18 protein-coding genes and 1 pseudogene are annotated in these 19860 nt (G+C 72.7%); 16 read left to right on the top strand and 3 right to left on the bottom strand.

What is annotated here, in order from left to right:
• The first annotated feature begins 6 nt into the window (after positions 1–6).
• The 4 genes from AC1DQC_RS16450 to AC1DQC_RS16435 are packed head-to-tail and all read left to right on the top strand — an operon-like array spanning position 7 to position 5757.
• Positions 7–1806: an SLC13 family permease gene (locus AC1DQC_RS16450; protein WP_477052314.1), complete on the top strand. Its 1800-nt coding sequence runs from the start codon at positions 7–9 to the stop codon at positions 1804–1806.
• A gap of 11 nt (positions 1807–1817) precedes the next feature.
• Positions 1818–3299 carry a leucyl aminopeptidase gene (locus AC1DQC_RS16445; RefSeq protein ID WP_477052313.1) on the top strand — a complete coding sequence of 494 codons (1482 nt, stop codon included), beginning with the start codon at positions 1818–1820 and terminating at the stop codon, positions 3297–3299.
• A gap of 7 nt (positions 3300–3306) precedes the next feature.
• On the top strand, positions 3307–4224 hold the full coding sequence (locus AC1DQC_RS16440; protein ID WP_477052312.1) for a cation efflux transmembrane domain-containing protein: 918 nt from the start codon (positions 3307–3309) through the stop codon (positions 4222–4224).
• 9 nt (positions 4225–4233) lie between these two features.
• Positions 4234–5757 (top strand): outer membrane protein assembly factor BamB family protein, encoded by a 1524-nt coding sequence (locus tag AC1DQC_RS16435; RefSeq protein ID WP_477052311.1) that lies wholly within the window; start codon positions 4234–4236, stop codon positions 5755–5757.
• Here AC1DQC_RS16435 and AC1DQC_RS16430 read toward each other — a convergent pair.
• Complete coding sequence (locus tag AC1DQC_RS16430; protein WP_477052310.1) at positions 5717–6463, bottom strand: potassium channel family protein; 747 nt, start codon at positions 6461–6463, stop codon at positions 5717–5719. The genes AC1DQC_RS16435 and AC1DQC_RS16430 overlap by 41 nt on opposite strands.
• 7 nt (positions 6464–6470) lie before the next feature.
• Entirely contained in the window at positions 6471–8039 is a 1569-nt protein-coding gene (locus AC1DQC_RS16425) for an AbgT family transporter (protein ID WP_477052309.1), read from the bottom strand.
• An 84-nt stretch (positions 8040–8123) separates the two neighbouring features.
• On the opposite strand from AC1DQC_RS16425, the gene AC1DQC_RS16420 reads away from it, so the two are divergent.
• The 4 genes from AC1DQC_RS16420 (at position 8124) to AC1DQC_RS16405 (ending at position 12291) form a co-directional block, all read left to right on the top strand.
• Positions 8124–9095, top strand: coding sequence for an aldo/keto reductase (locus AC1DQC_RS16420; protein ID WP_477052308.1), 972 nt, complete (start codon positions 8124–8126; stop codon positions 9093–9095).
• The gene (locus AC1DQC_RS16415; RefSeq protein ID WP_477052307.1) at positions 9092–9949 is read left to right on the top strand and encodes an NAD-dependent epimerase/dehydratase family protein; all 858 of its coding nucleotides are present in this window, start codon (positions 9092–9094) and stop codon (positions 9947–9949) included. The genes AC1DQC_RS16420 and AC1DQC_RS16415 overlap by 4 nt, the downstream gene beginning before the upstream one ends.
• 81 nt (positions 9950–10030) lie before the next feature.
• Positions 10031–11062 carry a semialdehyde dehydrogenase gene (locus AC1DQC_RS16410; RefSeq protein ID WP_477052306.1) on the top strand — a complete coding sequence of 344 codons (1032 nt, stop codon included), beginning with the start codon at positions 10031–10033 and terminating at the stop codon, positions 11060–11062.
• Complete coding sequence (locus AC1DQC_RS16405; RefSeq protein WP_477052305.1) at positions 11059–12291, top strand: NAD(P)/FAD-dependent oxidoreductase; 1233 nt, start codon at positions 11059–11061, stop codon at positions 12289–12291. Before AC1DQC_RS16410 ends, AC1DQC_RS16405 begins: the two co-directional genes overlap by 4 nt.
• On the opposite strand, the gene AC1DQC_RS16400 is transcribed toward AC1DQC_RS16405, so the two are convergent.
• Positions 12278–15619, bottom strand: coding sequence for a discoidin domain-containing protein (locus AC1DQC_RS16400; protein ID WP_477052304.1), 3342 nt, complete (start codon positions 15617–15619; stop codon positions 12278–12280). The two genes, AC1DQC_RS16405 and AC1DQC_RS16400, sit on opposite strands and share 14 nt — an antisense overlap.
• 345 nt (positions 15620–15964) lie before the next feature.
• Here AC1DQC_RS16400 and AC1DQC_RS16395 point away from each other — a divergent pair, with 345 nt between their 5' ends.
• The 8 genes and pseudogenes from AC1DQC_RS16395 to AC1DQC_RS16360 all read left to right on the top strand — a co-directional run.
• Positions 15965–16558 (top strand): 1-acyl-sn-glycerol-3-phosphate acyltransferase, encoded by a 594-nt coding sequence (locus tag AC1DQC_RS16395; RefSeq protein ID WP_477052303.1) that lies wholly within the window; start codon positions 15965–15967, stop codon positions 16556–16558.
• 69 nt (positions 16559–16627) lie between these two features.
• On the top strand, positions 16628–17218 hold the full coding sequence (locus AC1DQC_RS16390; RefSeq protein ID WP_477052302.1) for a DinB family protein: 591 nt from the start codon (positions 16628–16630) through the stop codon (positions 17216–17218).
• Entirely contained in the window at positions 17211–17657 is a 447-nt protein-coding gene (locus tag AC1DQC_RS16385) for an SRPBCC family protein (protein WP_477052301.1), read from the top strand. The genes AC1DQC_RS16390 and AC1DQC_RS16385 overlap by 8 nt, the downstream gene beginning before the upstream one ends.
• A gap of 36 nt (positions 17658–17693) precedes the next feature.
• Positions 17694–17864 (top strand): CsbD family protein, encoded by a 171-nt coding sequence (locus AC1DQC_RS16380; RefSeq protein WP_477052300.1) that lies wholly within the window; start codon positions 17694–17696, stop codon positions 17862–17864.
• 119 nt (positions 17865–17983) lie between these two features.
• Positions 17984–18643, top strand: a complete 660-nt coding sequence (locus AC1DQC_RS16375; RefSeq protein ID WP_477052299.1) for an ArsR/SmtB family transcription factor — start codon at positions 17984–17986, stop codon at positions 18641–18643.
• Between the two features lies 1 nt (position 18644).
• Positions 18645–18833, top strand: a complete 189-nt coding sequence (locus AC1DQC_RS16370) for a hypothetical protein (RefSeq protein ID WP_477052298.1) — start codon at positions 18645–18647, stop codon at positions 18831–18833.
• Between the two features lie 196 nt (positions 18834–19029).
• The gene (gene sigK, locus AC1DQC_RS16365) at positions 19030–19605 is read left to right on the top strand and encodes an ECF RNA polymerase sigma factor SigK (RefSeq protein ID WP_477052297.1); all 576 of its coding nucleotides are present in this window, start codon (positions 19030–19032) and stop codon (positions 19603–19605) included.
• A pseudogene (locus AC1DQC_RS16360) lies at positions 19602–19860 on the top strand (anti-sigma factor); the annotation flags it as partial. The gene sigK and the pseudogene AC1DQC_RS16360, both read left to right, overlap by 4 nt.

Below are 19860 nucleotides of genomic sequence, written 5' to 3'. Positions count from 1 at the left end.
GGCGATGTGTCCGATGCCGCCCTCAGCCTGCTCGTGCTCGTGGGGTGCGTCGGGCTGTTCATCTGGAACCGCCTGAGCGTCAGCGTGGTGGCGCTGCTGACCGCCCTCGCCCTCTACTTCACGGGCCTCGTGACGGCGGCCGAGGCGGTGAGCGGGTTCGGTGACCCGGTCGTGGTGTTCATCGCCACGCTGTTCGTGCTCAGCGAGGGCCTCGAGTCGTCGGGCGTCACGGCGTGGGCCGGGCAGCAGCTCATCGCCCGCGCCGGGACGCAGCGCGGTCGGCTGCTCGTGGCGCTCATGACGTTGTCGGCGATCATGGCCGCGCTCGTGACGCCGAACGGCGCCGCGGCGGCGCTGATCCCGATCGTGGTGGTCGCGGCCCGGCGCTCGAAGCAGTCGACGTCGCAGATGCTCATGCCGCTGGCGTTCGCCGCGAGCGCGGGCGCGCTCCTGGTGCTCAGCGGCAGCACGGTGAACGTGATCGTGTCGGACGCGCTCGAGCAGGTGACCGGCGAGAAGTTCGGGTTCTTCGAGTTCGGGCTGATCGGCCTGCCGCTGGTGCTCGTGACGATCGGTGTCTCGCTCGTCGCGGGTCGCCGCCTGCTGCCCGACCGGTCGCCGACGTCCCTGCCGGCGGACTACTCCGCGCACATCGACACGCTGGTCGACCACTACAGCCTGGACGCGGGGTTCTTCCGCCTGTCGGTCGACCCCGGCTCGGACGTGGTCGGCCAGCGTCGCGACGAGGTCGCCGTGCCCGACGGCGTGGTCCTCATCGGCGTGCAGCGTGCCTCCGGGGGCCCGGCGGGGGAGGCGGAGGCGCTGGCCGCGGGCGACGTCGTCGTGGTCACCGGGGACAGCGGCGGCATCGCGAGCCTGGTCGAGCGGCACGGGCTCACGGTCGCGACGACCCCGCTCAGCCGGAGCACCCGCGAGGCCTTGCTCAGTCGCGAGGTCGGCGTCGGAGAGGTCGTCGTGCGCCCGCGCTCGCGGCTGATCGGCGAGGTCGTGTTCGCGGGCGTGGTGCGCGGCGGCGTCACCGTGCTCGGCGTGCGGCGTCTGGGCAAGGACCGCGGCGGCGACCACCTCACGCTCGCCGAGGGCGACTCGCTGCTGGTGCACGGGCCGTGGCCGGTGGTGGAGGCCCTGGCGGCGGACGACGACGTGCTCATCGTCGACAACCCCGAGCTGGTCCGTCGGCAGACGGTCGCGCTGGGGCCGAAGGCGTGGCGGGCGATCATCGTGCTGGTCGCCACGGTCGCCCTGCTGGCCTCCGGGGCGGTGCCGCCCGCGATCGCCGGGCTCGTCGGTGCCGCCGCGATGGTGATGACCGGCGTGGTGAGCGTCTCGCACGCCTACCGCGCGGTCTCGTGGGAGACCGTCGTCCTCGTGGGCGGGCTGATCCCGCTGTCGGTCGCCATCGCGTCCAGCGGCGCCGCCGACCTCATCGCCGGCTGGGTGCTCGGCGCCATCGGCGACGGCGGACCGCGCGTGGTCCTCGCGGCGCTGTTCGTCCTCACGCTCGTGCTCGGCCAGGTGGTCAGCAACACCGCCACCGTGCTGATCGTCGCCCCCATCGCCGTCGCGATCGCGGGCGAGTCCGGCGTCGCACTGGCACCCGTCCTCATGCTCGTCGCGGTGGCGGGCGCGGCCTCGTTCCTCACGCCGATCGCGACGCCCGCGAACATGATGGTCATGGGACCCGGCGGCTACGCGTTCGCGGACTACTGGAAGCTCGGCCTCGCGACCACCCTGGCGTGGTTCGTCGTCGCCGTCGCGCTGATCCCTGTCATCTGGCCCACGTGAGGAGAACGACGATGACCTTCGACCCGATCCCGTCCCGCGCACTGTTCGAGGAGGTGTCGGTCCGGGTGGACTCGCTCGGCGCGGGAGCCGGTCGCGCCCTCGGGCTGGCCGTGACCGCCACCGGTGAGGTGCCGTCGGGGATCCCGCTCGACCGGGCCGCGCTCACCGAGTGGGGGTTCCGCGGCACCGTCGGCGAGGTCCTCGTCCTGCCGCGGGAGGGTGGCGCGGTGATCGCGACGGGCGTCGGCGACGACCCGTCCGAGGCCGCCCTGCGCGACGCCGCGGCGGCCTTCGCCCGGGCGGCGGGCCGCGACGACGTGCTGACCACCGACCTGGTGACCGCCGGCGTCTCGGTCGAGGCCGCCGCCCAGGCCGTCGTGGAGGGCATCCTGCTCGGCCGGTACCGCTACGACGCGCTCAAGACCGACCCCGGCACCGTCCCGGTGCGCGAGATCGTGCTGCTCGTGGATGACGCGTCCGCCGACGACGCCCGGCTCGGTGGCCAGCGCGGGTACGTGCTCGCGCGCGCCGCGTCCCTCTCGCGGGACCTCGCCAGCACCCCGGCGGGCCACCTCACCGCACCCGACCTGGCGGACATCGCCGTCTGGCTCGCCGGTGAGCACGGCCTCGACATCGAGGTGTTCGACGAGGAGGCCCTGGTCGAGATGGGCTGCGGCGGGCTGCTCGGCGTCAACGCCGGGTCCGTGGTCGAGCCGCGGATGATCGTGATCCGGTACACGCCGGCGGCCGAGCCGACGGGCCACCTCGGCTTCGTCGGCAAGGGCATCACCTACGACTCCGGCGGCATCAGCCTCAAGCCGTCCAACGCGATGCACGCCGCGATGAAGATGGACATGAGCGGCGCCGGCGCGGTGCTTGCGGCCATGACTGCGCTGGCCGACCTCGAGGTGCCGATCGCCGTCAGCGCGTACCTCGCCTGCACCGACAACATGCCGTCGGGCTCCGCGACGAAGCTCGGCGACGTGCTGACCAGCCGCAGCGGCCGCACGATCGAGGTGGTCAACACCGACGCCGAGGGGCGGCTGGTCATGGCCGACGCGATCGCGCTGGCGCGGGAGGACGGCGTCGACGCAATCGTCGACATCGCCACGCTCACCGGCGCCGCACTCGCCGCGCTCGGCATGCTGACCGCGGCCGTCATCGGTAACGACGACCGGATGCTCGACCTCGTCGAGGCCGCCGCGGAAAGGACCGACGAGCAGGTCTGGCGGCTGCCGCTCGACCGGCGGTACCGCAAGCAGCTCGACTCCGAGGTGGCGGACATCAAGAACCTCGGCGGCGAGTACGCCGGGGCGATCACGGCCGCCTTGTTCCTCGCCGAGTGGGTGGGCGAGACGCCGTGGGCGCACCTCGACATCGCCGGGACCATGCGGTCCGACGCGGACGACGCCTGGCGGACCAAGGGCGCCACCGGCTTCGGGGCGCGCCTGCTGGTCGAGGTCGCGTCCACGTTCGTCGCACCGGGTCGGTGACGCGAGGATGACCGGCCCGGCGGCCGGTTCGGTGACCGGGGACGCGGCCGAGCGGCGCGCGCTCTGGTGGTCGATCGCCGGGTCGGTCGTCCTGGGCGCGTTCGCCGTCGTCTGGGGCGTCGCCGCCCAGTCGCGCGTGCTGCTGTTCGACGGAGCGTTCATCCTGCTCGGCATCGTGCTCGCCGCGATCTCTCTGATGGCGTCCCGCGCCGCGGCGGAGGCGCCGACCGCACGGTTCCCTTTCGGCAAGTCGGCGGTCACGCCGTTGGCCATCGGGGTGCAGGGCGTGGCGCTGCTGGGCACCCTCGTGTACGCCGCCGTCGACGCCGTGGCGATCATCGCGGCGGGCGGGTCGGACGTCGCCCCCGGCACCGTCGCCGCGTACGGGCTGATCACCATGGTGTGCAGCTACCTGATCGCCGCCCTGCTGAGGCGCCGCGCGCCGGACTCGGAGCTCGTACACGCCGAGGTGGCGCAGTGGCGGGCCGGTGCCCTGCTCAGCCTCGTGTTCGCCGTCGGCGCCGGTCTGGCGCTGGCCCTGTCGTCGTTCGGCGACCTGGTGCGGTACGTGGACCCGGTCCTCGTGCTCGTCGCGTGCGCGGTGCTGCTGCCCATCCCCCTGCGGCTGCTGCGGGCCGCGGGACTCGAGCTGCTGGAGGGCGCGCCGCCCGCGCTCGTGCAGGCCACGCTCGACGACGCCGTCGCCTCGGTCCGCGCCGACTTCGGCCTCGACCAGCCCTTCGTCCGCTCGACCAAGCTGGGCAACCGGCTCTACGTGGAGGTGGACTTCGTCGTGCCGGAGGGCGCCTGGGACGTCGCCGGCGAGGACCGCGTGCGGCGCGCGCTCATCGGCCACCTCGAGCCGCTCGGCTACGAGCTGTGGGCCAACGTCGAGCTCACGGCGGACCCGGCTCTGGCGAGATAGCGTCCCCGCATGGCGCATCGCCGCGGCATGGCGGAGGTCGAGCTCGTCGAGCCCGGCGGCCCGTCCGCGGCCGAGGACGGGGTCGACCGCGCCCGTTCCGCGGTCCGCGGCACGGTCCGGCGGGGGCTGGGATGGGTCGGGCGGCACCGCCTTGTCGCCGCTGCGGTGGCGATCGCGCTCGCCGTCGCGGTCGCCGTGCCGATCGCCCGCTCGGCGCAGGCCGACCGCGAACGGGCGGCGGCTCTCGCGGCCCTCCCCTCGGTGGTCGCGGCAATGGCGGGCCCGCCACGCGTGGCGTGGGCGTCGCGGTCGGCCCCGGGGGACTACGTGGTCGCGACCCCGGAGCGGGCGTGGGTGCGCGACGGTGTCCTCGTCCTCTGGGACCAGGCGGCCAACCTGCGCCAGTCGCTGCGGGCGCTCGACGCCGACACCGGGGAGCAGCTGTGGAGGACGGCGCTGACCACGGCCCCGAACCTCGGGGACCCGCCCTACCTCTCCGTCGACGACCCGACGGCCTGCACGGCGCCGGGAGACACGGTCGTCGTGTGCCTGGTGCCGGAGGCGTGGATGCTCGGCGCGGGCGAGGACGTCCTGGGTGACGCGACGACGGTGCAGCCCACCGCCCTGCGCCTGCGCACCTTCGACGTCGCGACCGGCGAGGTCCTGCGCGATGTGGAGGTCGCCCGCCACGCCTCGCTCGTGGCGCTCGGCGGTGACGTCGTGCTCGCCGAGACCTCGGGGGCGGCGGCGCGCAGCTCGAGCCTGTCGCGCCGCGACCCGACCACCGGGGCCGCGCGCTGGAACGTCACCGTCCCGCGCGACCCGGGCTCGGTCGGGTCGGCGTTCGCGGACGTCCGGCTGTACGGGGCCCGGGTCGCCGTCGGGTGGCTCGGCGCGACGCACCTCTTCACGGCCGACGGGGCGCCCTCGGTGGTCTACGACACCGACCAGGTCCGGCGGCAGCGAGGGCACAGCCTGACGCCCGGCCTCGACGAGCCCTCGACGCTGCTCGACCTCGACACCGGACGGCGCCTCGCGACCGGGGACTCCTTCCTCGCCTTCATCGCCACCGACGACGGCTCGTCACCCGACCTCCTGCTCCTCCAGACCGACGACGGCCTGCGAGCCCTGGACGTGACCACGGGCCGGACCCCGTGGACCATCCCGATGCGGACCCCGGGCGCGACGACGACGACGCTCGTCGCGAACGGCAGGGTGGCCGTGCTCGTCGACGGCACGCTCCAGGTGCACGACCTGCGCAGCGGGGTCGAGGCGTGGCGCGTCCGGGCGGCCGGCCAGGGCAACCGCAACCTGGTCACCGACGGCAGCCACGCGATCGTCCTCGGCGGCGACCAGCAGCGCACCACCCTCGCGGCGTACGACCTGCGCGACGGCCGCCGCGCGTGGACCATGGCCGCGCCCGCGGGCCTCGACACGATCGCCGTCGTGGACCACCGGCTGTTCGGGGTCAGCGCCGCGGGGATCGTCGCGTTCACGCCGAGCGGCTCGGGCCGCCAGACGGGGCAACCTTGATCGCCGCGAGCTCGTCGGCGAGACGCCGCACCTCGGCCGTGAGCTGTTCGACCTCCACCCTCGTCACCGACTGCTCCACCTCGGTCGCCTCCGCGACGCGCTCCACCAGCCACGAGGCCAGCGTCGCCGTGACGACACCCAGAAGAGCGATCCCGGCGACCATGAGGGCTACCGCGATGAAACGGCCGGTCGTCGTCGTCGGATAGCGATCGCCGTACCCGACGGTGGTCATCGTCGTGATGGCCCACCAGAAGCCGTCACCGAGATTGGTGATGTTCGTGTCTGGCTTGCCGCGTTCGGCGTCTGTCACGGCGAGCGCACCGACCGTGATGAGCAGTGCCGTCGCACCGATCACGTAGGTCACGACCCTGCCGCGCAGGGTGTGCGACCCGATCCGGTTGAGCACCCCGAAGAGAGCGACCAGACGCAGCAGCCGCAAGGGGCGCAGGATCGGCAGCGCGATGACGGCCAGGTCGAGCAGATGACGCTTGACGAAGGTCCACCGCTGCTCGGCGAGGTACAACCGCGCGAAGTAGTCCACCGCGAACACCAGCCACGTCGCGCGGACGGCGATCTCGCAGAGCACGCGGCTGTCAGTACTCATCGTCGGGATGGCGATCGGGAGGCCGTAGGCGACGAGAAAGATCACGGCCGCGATCGACAGCGGCCACTCGCTGCGGTGTTCCCACCGCTGGACGCGACTCATGATGGCGTCAGTTCAGGTAGATCGACGCGCCCGGCCCGAGCGGCAGGCCGAGCAGGTACCAGACCACGAGCAGCGCGCTCCAGGTGATGAGCAGCACGACGGTGTACGGGAGCATCAGCGAGATGACGGACCCGACGCCGACCTTGCGCCGGTAGCGCTCGGCGAAGATGACGATGAGCGCGAAGTACGGCATGAGCGGGGTGGCCACGTTCACCGGCGAGTCGCCGACGCGGTAGGCGGCCATGGCCAGGTCGGGGGAGATGCCGAGCTGGATGAACAGGGGCACGAACACGGGCGCGAAGATGGCCCACTTGGGCACGACGCCGCCGATGAAGATGTCGATGACGGCGGTCATCGCGATGAGCCCGAGGATGAGCCAGACGGTGCTCAGGTTGGCGGCCTCGAGGGCGTCGGCCATGTTGACCGCGGCGATGGTGCCCAGGTTCGAGTAGTTGAAGTAGGCGATGAACTGGCTGATCACCAGCAGCAGGAAGATCAGGCCGGACAGCCCGGAGATGGTCTTGACCATCGGGTTGATGACGTCCATCGAGCCCTTCACGGTGCCGGCGCCCTTGCCGTAGCAGACCCCCATCACGAAGAAGTACACGAGGATCAGGAAGATGATCGAGTTCAGCAGCGGGGAGTCCTCGATCAGGCTGCCGGTCTCGGGGTTGCGCAGCAGGGCGTTCGGCGGCAGCGAGAGCGCGAGGACCACGGCGGTGGTGCCGAGGAATCCCCAGAACGCCCACCGCAGGMCGTTCTTCTCMTCGGCGCTGAGCTCGCCCGACGGCGGTTCGTCGGCAGTCTCCGGCCCCTCCGACGGGTGGTAGGCGCCCAGCCGGGGCTCGACGAACTTCTCCGTGAGCAGCGTGACCACGACGGTGACCAGCAAGGTCGAGACGATGCCGAAGTAGAGGTTGCCGGTGATCGAGACGTGCTGCGACGGGTCGGCGATCGCCTCGTTGGTGATCTCCGCGAGCATCCCGTCGACGGGCGTGATCAGCATGTTCACTGCGAACCCGCCGCCGACGCCGGCGAACGCCGCCGCGAGGCCCGCCAGGGGGTGCCGGCCGAGGGAGAGGAACACCGCGGCGGACAGCGGGATGAGCACGAGGTAGCCGGCGTCGGTGGCGATGGAGGACAGGACGCCCAGCAGCACGATGATGAACGTGATCGCGCGCGGCGGCGTGACCTTGACCAGCCGCTTGATGAACGACGCGATCAGGCCGACCTCCTCGGCCATGCCCACGCCGATCATGGCGACGACGATGACGCCGACGACGCCGAAGTTGTTGAAGTTGGCCACCGGCGAGGTGAACACGAACCGGAGCCCGTCGGCGTCGAGGAGGCTCTGCGCGGCGACCGTGACGGTGACCGGCTCCTCGGCCCCGATCTGCGCCTGCTCGAACGTCACCGTGCTGCCGGCCGCCTGGAAGAGGGCGGAGAGCACCATGATGAACGCGATGAGGATCAGGAAGATGATCACCGGGTGCGGCACCTTGTTGCCCACCCGCTCGATCCCGTCGAGCACCCGCTGCAGCGGTGACGGCTTGGCGACGACCTCGGCCTGACTCATGCGCGCTCCCTGGCTCGAACCGCTCCTGGCTCGACGCTAGCGAACGAGCCGACATCTCGGGCGCACCCGTGGTGGGATGGCGAGATGAAGCAGCCCGACTACGCACCAGGCCAGCCCGGTTGGCTCCGCGACCTCGGCCCGACGGGCCTGCGGGTCTCCGCGGTCTGTCTCGGCGGGGGACCGCTCGGCAGCATGCCGGCCCTGTTCGGCCGCGACGTCCCCGCCGACGAGGGCGTCGCGACGGTCCTGGCCGCGCTGGACAGCCCGATCCGGTTCATCGACACCTCGAACGGCTACAGCGACGGCGAGAGCGAGCGGCGCATCGGCGCGGCGCTCGCGGAGGCCGGCGGGGTGCCCGAGGACGTCGTCATCGCGACGAAGGTCGACCCGTCGGGGCGCGACTACTCGGCCGACCGCGTGCGGGCGTCGGTGGCCGAGAGCCGCGAGCGGCTCGGCATCGACCACCTCCCGCTCGTCCACCTGCACGATCCCGAGTCGTTCGACTTCGCCGAGATGTCCGCGCCCGGCGGACCCGTCGAGGCGCTGGTCCGGCTCAAGGAGGCGGGTGAGGTCGGTGCGATCGGCCTGGCCGGCGGACAGGTGCAGGAGATCGCGAAGTACCTCGACCTCGGCGTCTTCGACGTCCTGCTGGTGCACAACCGCTGGACGCTGGTGGACCGCAGCGCCGGTCCGCTGCTCGACGAGGCCGTCCGGCAGGGGATGGGCATCCTCAACGCAGCCGTCTACGGCGGCGGGATCCTGGCGTTCCAGGCCGGCGGGCCGACGACGTACGGGTACCGCCCGGCGCCGCCCGAGACCCTGGCCGCGGTCGAGGCCATGCGCCGGGTGTGCTCCGACTTCCACACCGACCTGGGCACCGCGGCCCTGCAGTTCTCGCTGCGGGACCCGCGGATCGCGTCGACCATCGTCGGCATGAGCCGCCCGGGGCGCGTGGCCCGCACCCTCGATCTCGCGTCGGAGCCCCTGCCGGACGCGATCTGGCCGGCGCTGGAAGCGCTGCTTCCCCCGGAGCACACCTGGGTGGACGCGTCATGAGCCGCGTGGTGGTCACCGGCGGTTCCGGCAAGCTCGGGCGCGCGGTCGTGCAGGACCTCGCCGAGCACGGGTACGACGTCGTGAACGTCGACACCGCGCTGCCCCCGGCCGGGCAGCGGGCGGTGTTCAGCCGCGTCGACCTCACCGACCTGGGCCAGGTGACAGAGGCGCTGACGGGCATCGACGACCGGTACGACGGCGTCGACGCGGTGGTCCACCTCGCGGCGATCCCCGCGCCGGGCCTGCGCCCGAGCGGCGCGACGTTCGCCAACAACGTCGTGTCCACCCACCACGTGTTCAGCGCGGCGCGCCGGGCGGGCATCACGAACGTCGTCTGGGCGTCGAGCGAGACGGTCCTCGGGCTGCCGTTCGAGACGCCCCCGCCGTACGTGCCGGTCGACGAGGAGTACGCGGTCCGCCCGGAGAGCACCTACTCGCTGGGCAAGGCGGTCGAGGAGGAGATGGCGCGGCACTTCACGCGCTGGGACCCGTCGCTCAAGCTCATCGGGCTGCGGTTCTCCAACGTCATGGACGTCGCCGACTACGTCGCCTTCCCGGGCTTCGCGGACGACCCGCGCAGCCGGATCTGGAACCTCTGGGGCTACATCGACGCGCGCGACGGCGCCCTGGCGGTCCGGCTCGCGCTCGAGAGCGACCTGACCGGGTTCGAGGCGTTCATCGTCGCGTCCCCCGACACCGTCCTGGAGCGCCCGTCGGCCGAGCTCGTCGCCGAGTACTTCCCGGACGTCCCGGTCCGCCGTCCGATCGAGGGCCGCGAGACGCTCCTGTCCATCGACAAGGCCCGTCGCCTGCTCGGCTACGACCCGCAGCACAGCTGGCGCGACGAGGTATAACCCCACCTCACCCGGCACGCGCGGTATCTCCCGGCTCCCCCGGCGCCCCTTCGGGGCAGACCACGAGCCAGGGAGCCACCGATGAGCACCGCCGCACCGTTCGCGTTCCTCGTCCACCCGCGCTCCCGGATCGCCGACGACCTCGCCCGCATCTGGCGCCCGCTCGGGCACGTGCCGGAGGGGCTCGTCGACGCGGCCGTCCGGAAGCTGCCGCTGCGGCCGTACGCGATGTCGCGCGTCGACCTGGACCGCGAGCCCGTGGGCCACGTGGTGCTCGTGCCGTTCGGGGCGAAGCACCTGCTCGGGCTGCCGCACGAGGGCCGCGCCCGGGTCGGGCAGGCGATCGACCACGCGGCGCGGMTCGGCGCGGGGGTCGTGGGGCTCGGCGCGCTGACGGCGACCGTCACGGCCGGCGGCGCGACGCTGCGGGGCCGCACGGACATCGGCGTCACCAACGGCAACGCGTACACGGCGGCGATCGTCGAGGACCAGCTGCTGGCGCTGCTCGACGACGCCCCCGAGCGGCGCGTGGCGATCGTGGGAGCGACAGGGTCCGTCGGGACCACGCTGGTCCGCCTGCTCGCCCGGGCCGGGTCGGTGGACTCGCTGCTGCTCGTCGCGCGCGGCGCCCCGCGGCTGGCCGCCCTCGCGGCGGAGGTGGGGGGACGGGTTCGGACGAGCACGTCGACGGACCTGCACGACGTGCGCGGCTGCGACGCCGTGGTGCTGCTGACGGCGTCGAGCGACGCGCTCCTGGGCGCCGAGCACCTGGCCCCCGGGGCGCTGGTGCTCGACGCGACCCAGCCGCGCAACACCTCGCCCGACCTGGCGGACGCGCGGCCCGACGTCACGCTGGTCGACGGCGGCGTCGTCTCGATCCCGGGCATGACGCTGAAGGGTGCCGACATCGGTCTGCCGCGCGGCCAGGCGTACGCGTGCTTCGCGGAGACCTTCCTGCTCGGGCTCGCCGGTCACACGGGGCACTTCTCGATCGGCGTGCCGACGCTCGACCAGGTGGAGCACGTGCGCGGGCTCGCGCGGCGGTTCGCCGCGCACGGGTTCGGGGCGGCGCTCCCCGCGAGCTTCGGCCGGCCGCTGGTCGGCGCGCGGTGAAGCGCGTCGTCCTGCTCGGCGGCGGGTACGTCACGCTGCACGCGTACGGCGCGCTGGCCCGGCGGCTCCGCGGCGAGCTGGACCGGGGCGAGGTCGAGATCGTCGTGCTCAGCGCCGACACCGTGCACAACTTCCACGGGTTCACCGGCGAGGTCGTGGCCGGGCTGCTGCCCCTGGAGCTGATGCAGACGCCGCTGACCGAGGCCCTGCCGCGTGCCCGCGTGGTGCACGCCCGGGTCACGCGGGTCGACCTGGCGGCGCGCCGGGTGCACTACGCGACGGACGACGCCGAGCACCGGATCGGCTACGACGCGCTCGTCGTGGGCACCGGCGCGCGCGAACCGCTCGATGGCCTGGACGGCCGCGCCCTCACCCTGCGAGGGCCGGGCGACCTGGCGGACCTGCTCCAGCACGTGCGCGTGGTCGACGGTCCGGTGGTGGTGGTCGGCGGCGGCCTCGCGGGCGTCGAGCTGGCCGCCGCGCTCGCGGCCCGCACGCCGCACGTCGTCCTGGTCCAGTCGGCCGACCGGGTCGTCCCCGCGCTGCCCTCGCGGCTGGCGGCGCGGTGCGTCGCCGAGCTCGAGCGGCTCGGGGTCGACGTCCGCACGGGCCTGCGGGTGGTCGCGGCCGACGACGAGTCGGTGACCCTCTCGGACGGGTCCGTGGTCGGTACCCGGGTAGTCCTCGCGACCACCGGGCAGCGCGCGGTCGCCCTGCCCGGCCTGGAGACCCTCCCGCGCGACGACCGCGGTCGGCTGGTCACCACCCGCGCCCTGCTCGTCGCGCCCGACGTGTGGTCCGCCGGCGACGCGGCCCGCGTCGCGCACCCGCGCACCGGCCTGACGGTCACGGCCAACGCGCTCTGGGCGATCAAGGCGGGCGACCACGTCGGACGCAACGTCGCTCGCTCCCTCTCGGGGCGGGCGGGTCGGCCCTTCCGGTACCTCGGGCTGGGTCAGGCGGCGTCGTTCGGCGTGGGCCGGGGCGTCGCGGACCTGTACGGGATCCCGCTCACGGGGTGGGTCGCGTGGCTCATGCGGGTCGGGTTCTTCGTGCGCTTCATGCCGTCACGGGCTCGCGCCCTGCGGGTGCCCGGGGAGCTGGTCCGGCGTTCCCGGCAGGGGGCACGACGACGGACGGTCGGGACCGCACACCGACCGCCCGCCGTCGTCGGCCCGGGCCTCGAGGGAAGGCCCGGGCGACTGGGGGAGCCCGCTAGCTCCGGTTGATGGTGAAGGTGGACGTGGTGTTCTTGATGTCCTGCGCGTTGTTGCTCAGGCGCAGGTTGGTGAAGGTCGCCGAGCCCACGGCGGGTCCCTGACCCGACTCGGGCTGCTCGTTGACCCAGATGCCGAACCCGGACTTCGCGTCCCAGGCGTCGCCGCTCTTGCGGGCTCCGCTGATCGACACGTTGGTGAAGGTCGTGTCGGTGATGGGGTTCTGCGGCTGGCTGCCGACGTAGTTCGTCTGGAACATGATTCCCGAGTAGGTCGGGTCGACGATGTCGACGTCGCTCACCCGGATGCCCTGGAACTTCTTCGACGCGGAGAACACCCAGATCGCGGGGAACGTCTGGTTGCCCCAGAAGTGCCCGCCGGCCCGCACGATCGAGATGTTCTGGAACACCGTCGGCGAGGCCGAGCCGAACTCGTCCATCGGATAGCCGAAGTCGAGCGAGCTGATCGTGATGCCGGAGTACACGAGGGTGTCCGCGATGTAGATGTTGCGGAACGTGTTCCCGTACCCGCCGTAGACCGCCAGGCCCGCGGCGCGCCAGGTGACCAGCGACGTCAGGTTCTCGTAGACGTTGCCGGTCTGGCCGGTGCCGCCTGCGTCGGTGGCCGCGAACAGGGCGAACGAGTCGTCACCCGTGCCGCGCGCCTCGATGTTGGCCACCCGGTTGTTGGCGCTGCCGTTGGTCATGTTGATGCCGTCGGCGAACGTGTTCCGGATGCGCGAGTTGGTGATGGTGCTGTTGTCCATGTTGGACGCCCAGAACATGCAGATCATGTGCTCGACCCAGAGGTCGTCCACCGTCATGTTCGAGACGTTGGTGAAGTCGAGCACCTTGCCCGGACCGTCGATGCGGCTGGTGTAGTTGCCGAAGTACGCGAACCCACGGAACTTGGAGCCGTTGGCCGACGCCTCCGCGCGGAACCCGACGTCGGTGTTCTCCTGCCCGGACGGGGCGGAGAAGCGCGTGAACCACGGCCCGGCGCCGACGATGTCGACCGCCTTGCCGTACACCTGGAACTTGCTCGACGTGGAGTACTCACCTGCGGGCAGGTAGACGCCCTTGATCGTGCCCGTGGCGTCCATGCGCGCCTTGTCGAGCGCGTTCTGCACGTCCTGGTGCGTGAAGCCGGCGGGCTGCACGTACTGGGCCGGGTTGGGATTCGGGTTGGCCGTGGCCAGCTCGGTGTTGATGAAGTCGATCGTCACCGGCTGGGGGTTGCTGGCCGTGCGCTGCAGACGGATCGTCGCGCCCGCCGGCACCGTGGTGCCCAGCAGCGTGTTCGCCTCGTCGTAGATGTGCCGCGGCGAGCTGTCCGGCTGGTTGCCGGGGTTGGTCTCGTTTCCGTACAGCCACGCGAACTTCGACGTCAGGTCGAGGCGCTTGAGGTAGGTGCCGTTGACGAAGACGTCGATGCTGCCCGACTGTCCCGTGCCCGCCGCGCTGTCCGGGATGGAGAAGCGCGTGACCAGCGTGTTCGTCGGGTTCTTCGTCGTCCACTCGACGTAGGAGCCCGTGGCGCTCAGCGTGGCGGCGCGGCGGCCGGACGCCTCGCCGGCGAGGTCGCCGACCGTCCGGTTCGGGCCGATCAACGTGGCTCCGCCACCGGTCCGACCGTCCTCGGCCTCGTACATGTCGAACGGCAGGTGCGCGCCGCGGCCGACGAAGATCCCGCCGGTCACCACGTTGTTGGCCTGCTTGCCTGGCACCTCGGTGGAGTCCGCGCCGACCGCGCTCGACACGTCGTACGTGCCGTTGCCGGCCGTCCAGGTGCCCAGGGTCACGGAGGCGCTGGTGGCGCCCGCGGCGATCGCGCCGCTCACCGAGCCGGTGAAGGTCTTCACCACGGTGCCGGTGGTCGAGTCCTTGACCGTGACCGTCAGGCCGTGGGCCGCCGTCGACGTCGCGATGTTGCCGTTGTTGGCGACCGCGCCGGTGAAGGTGACGACCGCGCCGGCGGCCGGGTTGCCCGGGCTCCAGCTGACCACCGGAACCAGGTCGGAGGACGCGACCGGCGTGACGACCAGCTTGGTCGGGTTGCTGTACGCGTTGTTCGACTCGCTCTGCTCGACCACGGTGTTGGCGGGGTCGGCCGTCGCGCCGATGGTGTACGAGCCGGCGGCCTTCGCGCCGATGCTCGCGGTCACCGTGGTGGTGGCGCCGGCGCCGAGGGCACCGACCGACGCGTTGACGGCGGTCTGGCCGTCGACCTGGAACGCGACCGACGTGGCGGCCGACGCGGAGGTGCCGATGTTCTTCACGGTGGCGGTGAGCGTGATCGCGGTGGACTCCGTGGCGTTCGCCGTGCCGGTGACCCCCGTGACCGTGAGGTCGGGGTTCGGCGCGGGCGTGCCGAACACCTGGAGCTCGGCGACCTGCCCGTTGCCGGCGCCGGTGTTGCCCGTGAAGACGACGCGGACGTCGCTCGCGGTGCCGCTCACGGGGACGGTGACGCTGTTGCCGGTGGACGGGCTGAAGGCGCGGGCCGCCGACGACGCGAGCGTGGTGAACGCGCCCGTGCCCGTGCGGCCCTGCACCTCGAACGTCTGCGTGCGGTTGCCCCACGCCGGGTCGGGGTTGAGCTTGACCGTCACCGCCGACAGCTGGCTCGCCGACGCCAGCGTGACCGTGAGGTTGCTCGGGTACTGACCGCCGGCGCCCTCCCAGTAGCTGGTCAGCGACCCGTCGACGGCGTTGGTCGCCGCGTAGGTCCACTCGGTCGACGACGCCACGATCGGACGGGACAGCGCGAGGTTCTGGCCGCTGACCGGGGGCGGCGTCGTGGTGGTCGGTGTGGGGTCGGGCGTGGTGCTGCCGTGCACCTCGAGCTCCGAGAGCTGCCCGGCGGGCCAGCCGGTGTTCGCGGTGACGCTCAGGCGGACGTAGCGCACCGAGGTGTCGGTGACGTCGACGTTCACGGTGTTCGCGCTCGCCGGGTCGAACGTGTACCCCGCGGAGGCCTTGAGCGTCGTGAAGGTCGAGCCGTTGGTCGAGCCCTGCACCGTGAGTGTCTCGGTCCGGGCGCCCCACGCGCCCGTCGGCAGCTTGAGCGTGAGGTCGGTGACCGTGGCGGCGCTGCCGAGATCGACCTGGACCCACTGCGGGAACTGGTTGTTGGTGGACTCCCAGTACGTCGAGGAGTTGCCGTCCGTGATGTTGCCGGCGCCGTAGACGTCGGCGGTGCTGCTGGCGGTGGCGGGCTTGCCCGCGGCGAGGTTCGGCGCCGCGGCCGCGGCACCCTGCGCGACGAGCGCGAGGCCGAGCGGTGCGACGAGCGCCGTCGTGGCGAGTGCCACGACGGCGAGCCTGGCGTTCCTTCTCATGGGTCGTCCTCGTTCTCCCACCCGGAGGCGGGGTCGGTGCTCGGACCGGGGGACCTGCGCGCCCGACGCTGGACGCACGGGAACCGGACCGGCCGCGGGGCGTCGGTGCCCCGCCGGCGCGAGCGCGGCGAACAGCAGTTCCGCTGCCGCGGTGCAGCGGGGACGTTCGAGTGTTTGCGACTAGACACACGTCTTTGTGCGTATCTGTGTCGAGTTCTTGCGAGTGCAAAACGAGACATTACGAACCGTTGCGGGCAGAGTCAAGAGCAGGCGACAAAGCGGCACAGCCGGGTATGACTGGGACCGCGCACGGGGCTGAGGTCGGCGGTCGGGTACCGTCCACGGGTGAGCCTCCGACGCACGCTGGCCCGCGCCTACTGGCGCCTGAGCCGCTGGACCCTGCAGACGGAGCGCGTGCCCGTGGACGGCGCCGGGCTGCTCATCGGCGCCCCCCACACGTCCAACTGGGACTTCATCCTGATGCTGGCGATCTCCGGCGAGGCCGACCTGAAGATCCGCTGGCTCGGCAAGCACCAGCTGTTCACGGGGCCGGCCGGCCCGGTGATGCGGGCGCTCGGCGGCATCCCTGTCGACCGTCGCGACCCGGCCGGGCTGGTCGACGAGATCGTCGCGCGCATCCACGGCGGCGACCGCTTCTACCTCGTCGTGACGCCTGAGGGCACGCGCAGCGGCGCCGGCTGGAAGTCGGGCTTCTACCGCATCGCGCGCGCCACGGACCTGCCGGTCACGCTGGGGTACGTCGACCGCACCACCATGACGACGGGCCTCGGACCGACCCTGCGCCTGACCGGCGACGTCGCGGCCGACATGGACGTGGTGCGCGCCTTCTACGCCGACAAGGCCGGGTTCGCGCCCGCGCGGCGCACGGAGCCCCGGCTGCGCGAGGAGATGCCCGAGGCGGAGCGCCCGGCCGCCTGACCGGGCGGCCGTGTGCGGTCGTGGCTACGGTCGGAGGGACCGGCACGCCCCCCGCACCGGAGGAGCCCGATGGACGAGTTCGACTGGTCGCTCCTGAGCGTCCCGACGCCGCGTGCGGTGGTGCGCGGGCAGCTCGAGTTCTCCTGGTGGGAGCTGCGACGGCGGCTCGACACCGTGACCCAGGAGGAGTTCGCGTGGGAGCCGGGGCCCGGTGCGCTCACCGTCCGGCGGCGGTCCGAGTCGACCGCGGCTCGCACGTTCGGCGCGGGCGAGTGGGTGGTCGAGTGGCCCCCGTCGGGTGACTTCCCCGGCCCGCGCACCATCGCGTGGCTGGTCGCGCACCTGACCGAGGTGCTGACGGAGCGGTGGGACTGGACGTTCGGCGAGCACCGGGCCCGGAGGCCGACGCTCACGTACTCGGGCGAGGTCGGCCCAGCCGTCGCGGAGCTGGCGCGCAGCGCCGACCGGTGGCGGCAGGGCCTCGCCGAGATGTCCGACGACGACATCTTCACCGTCGGGTTCAGCCAGGCGACCGAGATCGACGCGCAGGCGCCGTTCGCGCACCTGGTCCAGCACGTCAACCGAGAGCTCATCCACCACGGGTCGGAGATCTTCACGCTCACCGACCTCTACCGCGTCCGAGGAGGCGCTCATGTCTGAGAACCACGTCGCCCGTGCGTCCGTCGAGATCCCGGCCGCTGCCGAGACCGTCTGGGACACGCTGGTCGACCCCGAGGCCACCTGGATGATGGGCGCGCGCGTGACCAGCACGTACGTGGTCGGCGTGCCGATCACCTTCGACGGGGAGTGGGACGGCAAGCCGTTCCAGGACCACGGCGAGATCCTCGAGGTCGACCGCCCGCGCCGGCTGCGGTACACCCACTACTCGCCGCTGAGCGGGCAGCCGGACGTGCCCGAGAACTACCACCACCTGACCTTCACGTTCGACGAGCGCGACGGGTCGACCACCGTGACGCTCGAGCAGGACGGCAACGGCTCGGCGGAGGAGGCGTCGCACGCGACGGCGAACTGGGAGCAGGTGCTCGGCGCACTCCGCGACGCGGTCGCTCCGGATGCGGAGCAGGGCTCGTCGTCATAGCGTCGAGGTGTTGCCAACCCGAGAGGAGTGATTCTGATGGGTCTCGACGACAAGATCAGCAACGCTGCGGAAGAAGCCAAGGGCAAGGTCAAGGAATCGGCCGGCAAGGTTTCCGACGACGAGCGTCTCGAAGCAGAGGGCAAGGCAGATCAGGCCAGCGCGAACATCAAGCAGGCCGGCGAGAACGTGAAGGACGCATTCAAGTGATCTAGCCCCTCCGTACGACACGAAGGCCCCCACCATGGCGGTGGGGGCCTTCGTCGTTCGCAACACCTCTTTCGCAACAACTCTTGCGCAACGGTCGTTGCGTGTCCTACAGTCGAGTCATGAGCACGCAGGAGGACACCAGCCGCACGGGCCGTAGCGACCCGGAGCGCATCCGCGCGCTGGCCCACCCGCTGCGGCTCGCGTTGCTCGACTACCTGGAGGACGTCGGCGAGGCCACCGCCACGCAGTGCGCCAAGCACACCGGCGAGTCGGTGGCCAACTGCTCGTTCCACCTGCGCCTGCTGGCGCGCTACGGGTTCATCGAGCCTGGCGAGCCCCGCGGACGCGAGCGGCCGTGGCGGCCGAGCGCCGACCGCACCCAGTTCGTCCCCGACGAGTCGGTGCCGGGGTCGGTGCGTGCGGTCGTCGAGCTCGCCGAGGTGACGGTCCGCCAGGAGGCCGACGGCTTCGTGCGGTACCTGCGCGAGCGGGCCGAGCGCGCCGACGAGCTGGCGGGCACCCCGCTGCCGACGTCGATGACCAAGGACACCTTCTGGGCCACGCCCCAGGAGACGGAACACCTGCTCGACGCCGTCGGCGCGCTCCTCATGCCCTTCGTCGCCCGGACCCGTGACGCCGCGTCGCGCCCGGCCGGCGCGCTCCTCATGCGCTGGTTCGCCACCTCGCACCCCGATCTGCACGTCGATCCCGCACCAGGTCCGGAGGCGCCTGACGGCGCCCCCCACCCGAGCTCTCCCATCGCATCCGAGGAGGCGTGACATGGTCGCGCTGACGTACGACGTGCGCACCGTGCGCATCCCCGTCCCCCGACTCGTGCTCCGCTCGTCCCGCGCCCGCTTCGCCCGCCCGGTGGTCGCACCGGTCGAGGCCTGGCAGCACGCCGAGCGCCGTGCGCACGAGCACCGCCGCGACGCGCACCTGGACGCCGCCGCCGCGCTGCGTCGCTGATCCGGTCCGCCGTCCGAGCCATCCGCTCGGGCGGCGGCGTCGAACCCTGGGTGCCCCATCCCCACGACGGACGACGGACCCGATGTCCCCGGTACTGCTGTCGACGCACCCGGCGCGCCTGCCCAGGCACCCCGCGCCGACCCGACGCGTGCCCGCCGAGCGGCGGGCGGCGGTCCGGTGGGGCACACTGGCCCGCGTGGAGCGACGACCGGACCAGGCCGACGCGCCCCGCTCCGCCGAGTTGCTCCTGGGCGAGGTCGCGCAGGGCGACGACTCCGCGTTCGCGCAGCTCTACGACCTCCTCGGCCGCGGCGTCTTCGGCACCTGCCTCGGCGTGCTGCGCGACCCGGACCACGCCGCCGAGGTCGCGCAGGAGGTCTGGGTCGAGGTCTGGCGCACCGCCGCCCGGTTCGACGCGAGCCGCGGGTCCGCGCGCACCTGGGCCCTGACGCTCGCCCACCGACGCGCCATCGACCGCGTCCGCGCCGTCCAGGCCCAGCGGGACCGCGACCAGCGCGTGCTCGACGAGAGCACGGAGCGCGAGTTCGACGTCGTCGCCGACGAGGTCGAGGCCGCCCTCGAGCAGGTGCGCGTCCGCGACTGCCTCGGCTCCCTGACCCCTACCCAGAAGCAGGCCGTGGTCCTCGCCTACTACGGCGGCCGGACCTACCGTGAGGTGGCCGACCAGCTCGCCGCGCCGCTGCCGACCGTGAAGTCGCGGATCCGTGACGGCCTGCTCCGCCTGCGCGACTGCTTGGGGGTGATCGCATGACCACGCCGTCCCCCGACGACGACGTCCGCGCGCTCCTCGGCGCGTACGCGCTCGACGCGGTCGACCCCGACGAGCGCGTGCTCGTCGAGCAGCTGGTGGCGACCGATCCGTCCGCCGCCGCCGAGCTGGCTCAGCTCACCGCCGTGGCGGCCACCCTCGGCGACGCCGTCGCGGGCGAGCCGCCCGCCGCGCTGCGCGCCTCCGTGCTCGCCGCGGCGGCCGTGACCCCGCAGGTCGGCCCTCGCCACGCCCTGC

The organism is Cellulomonas sp. P4_H12 (genome assembly GCF_056400905.1).
This window is presented reverse-complemented; position numbering and strand designations above follow the sequence as displayed.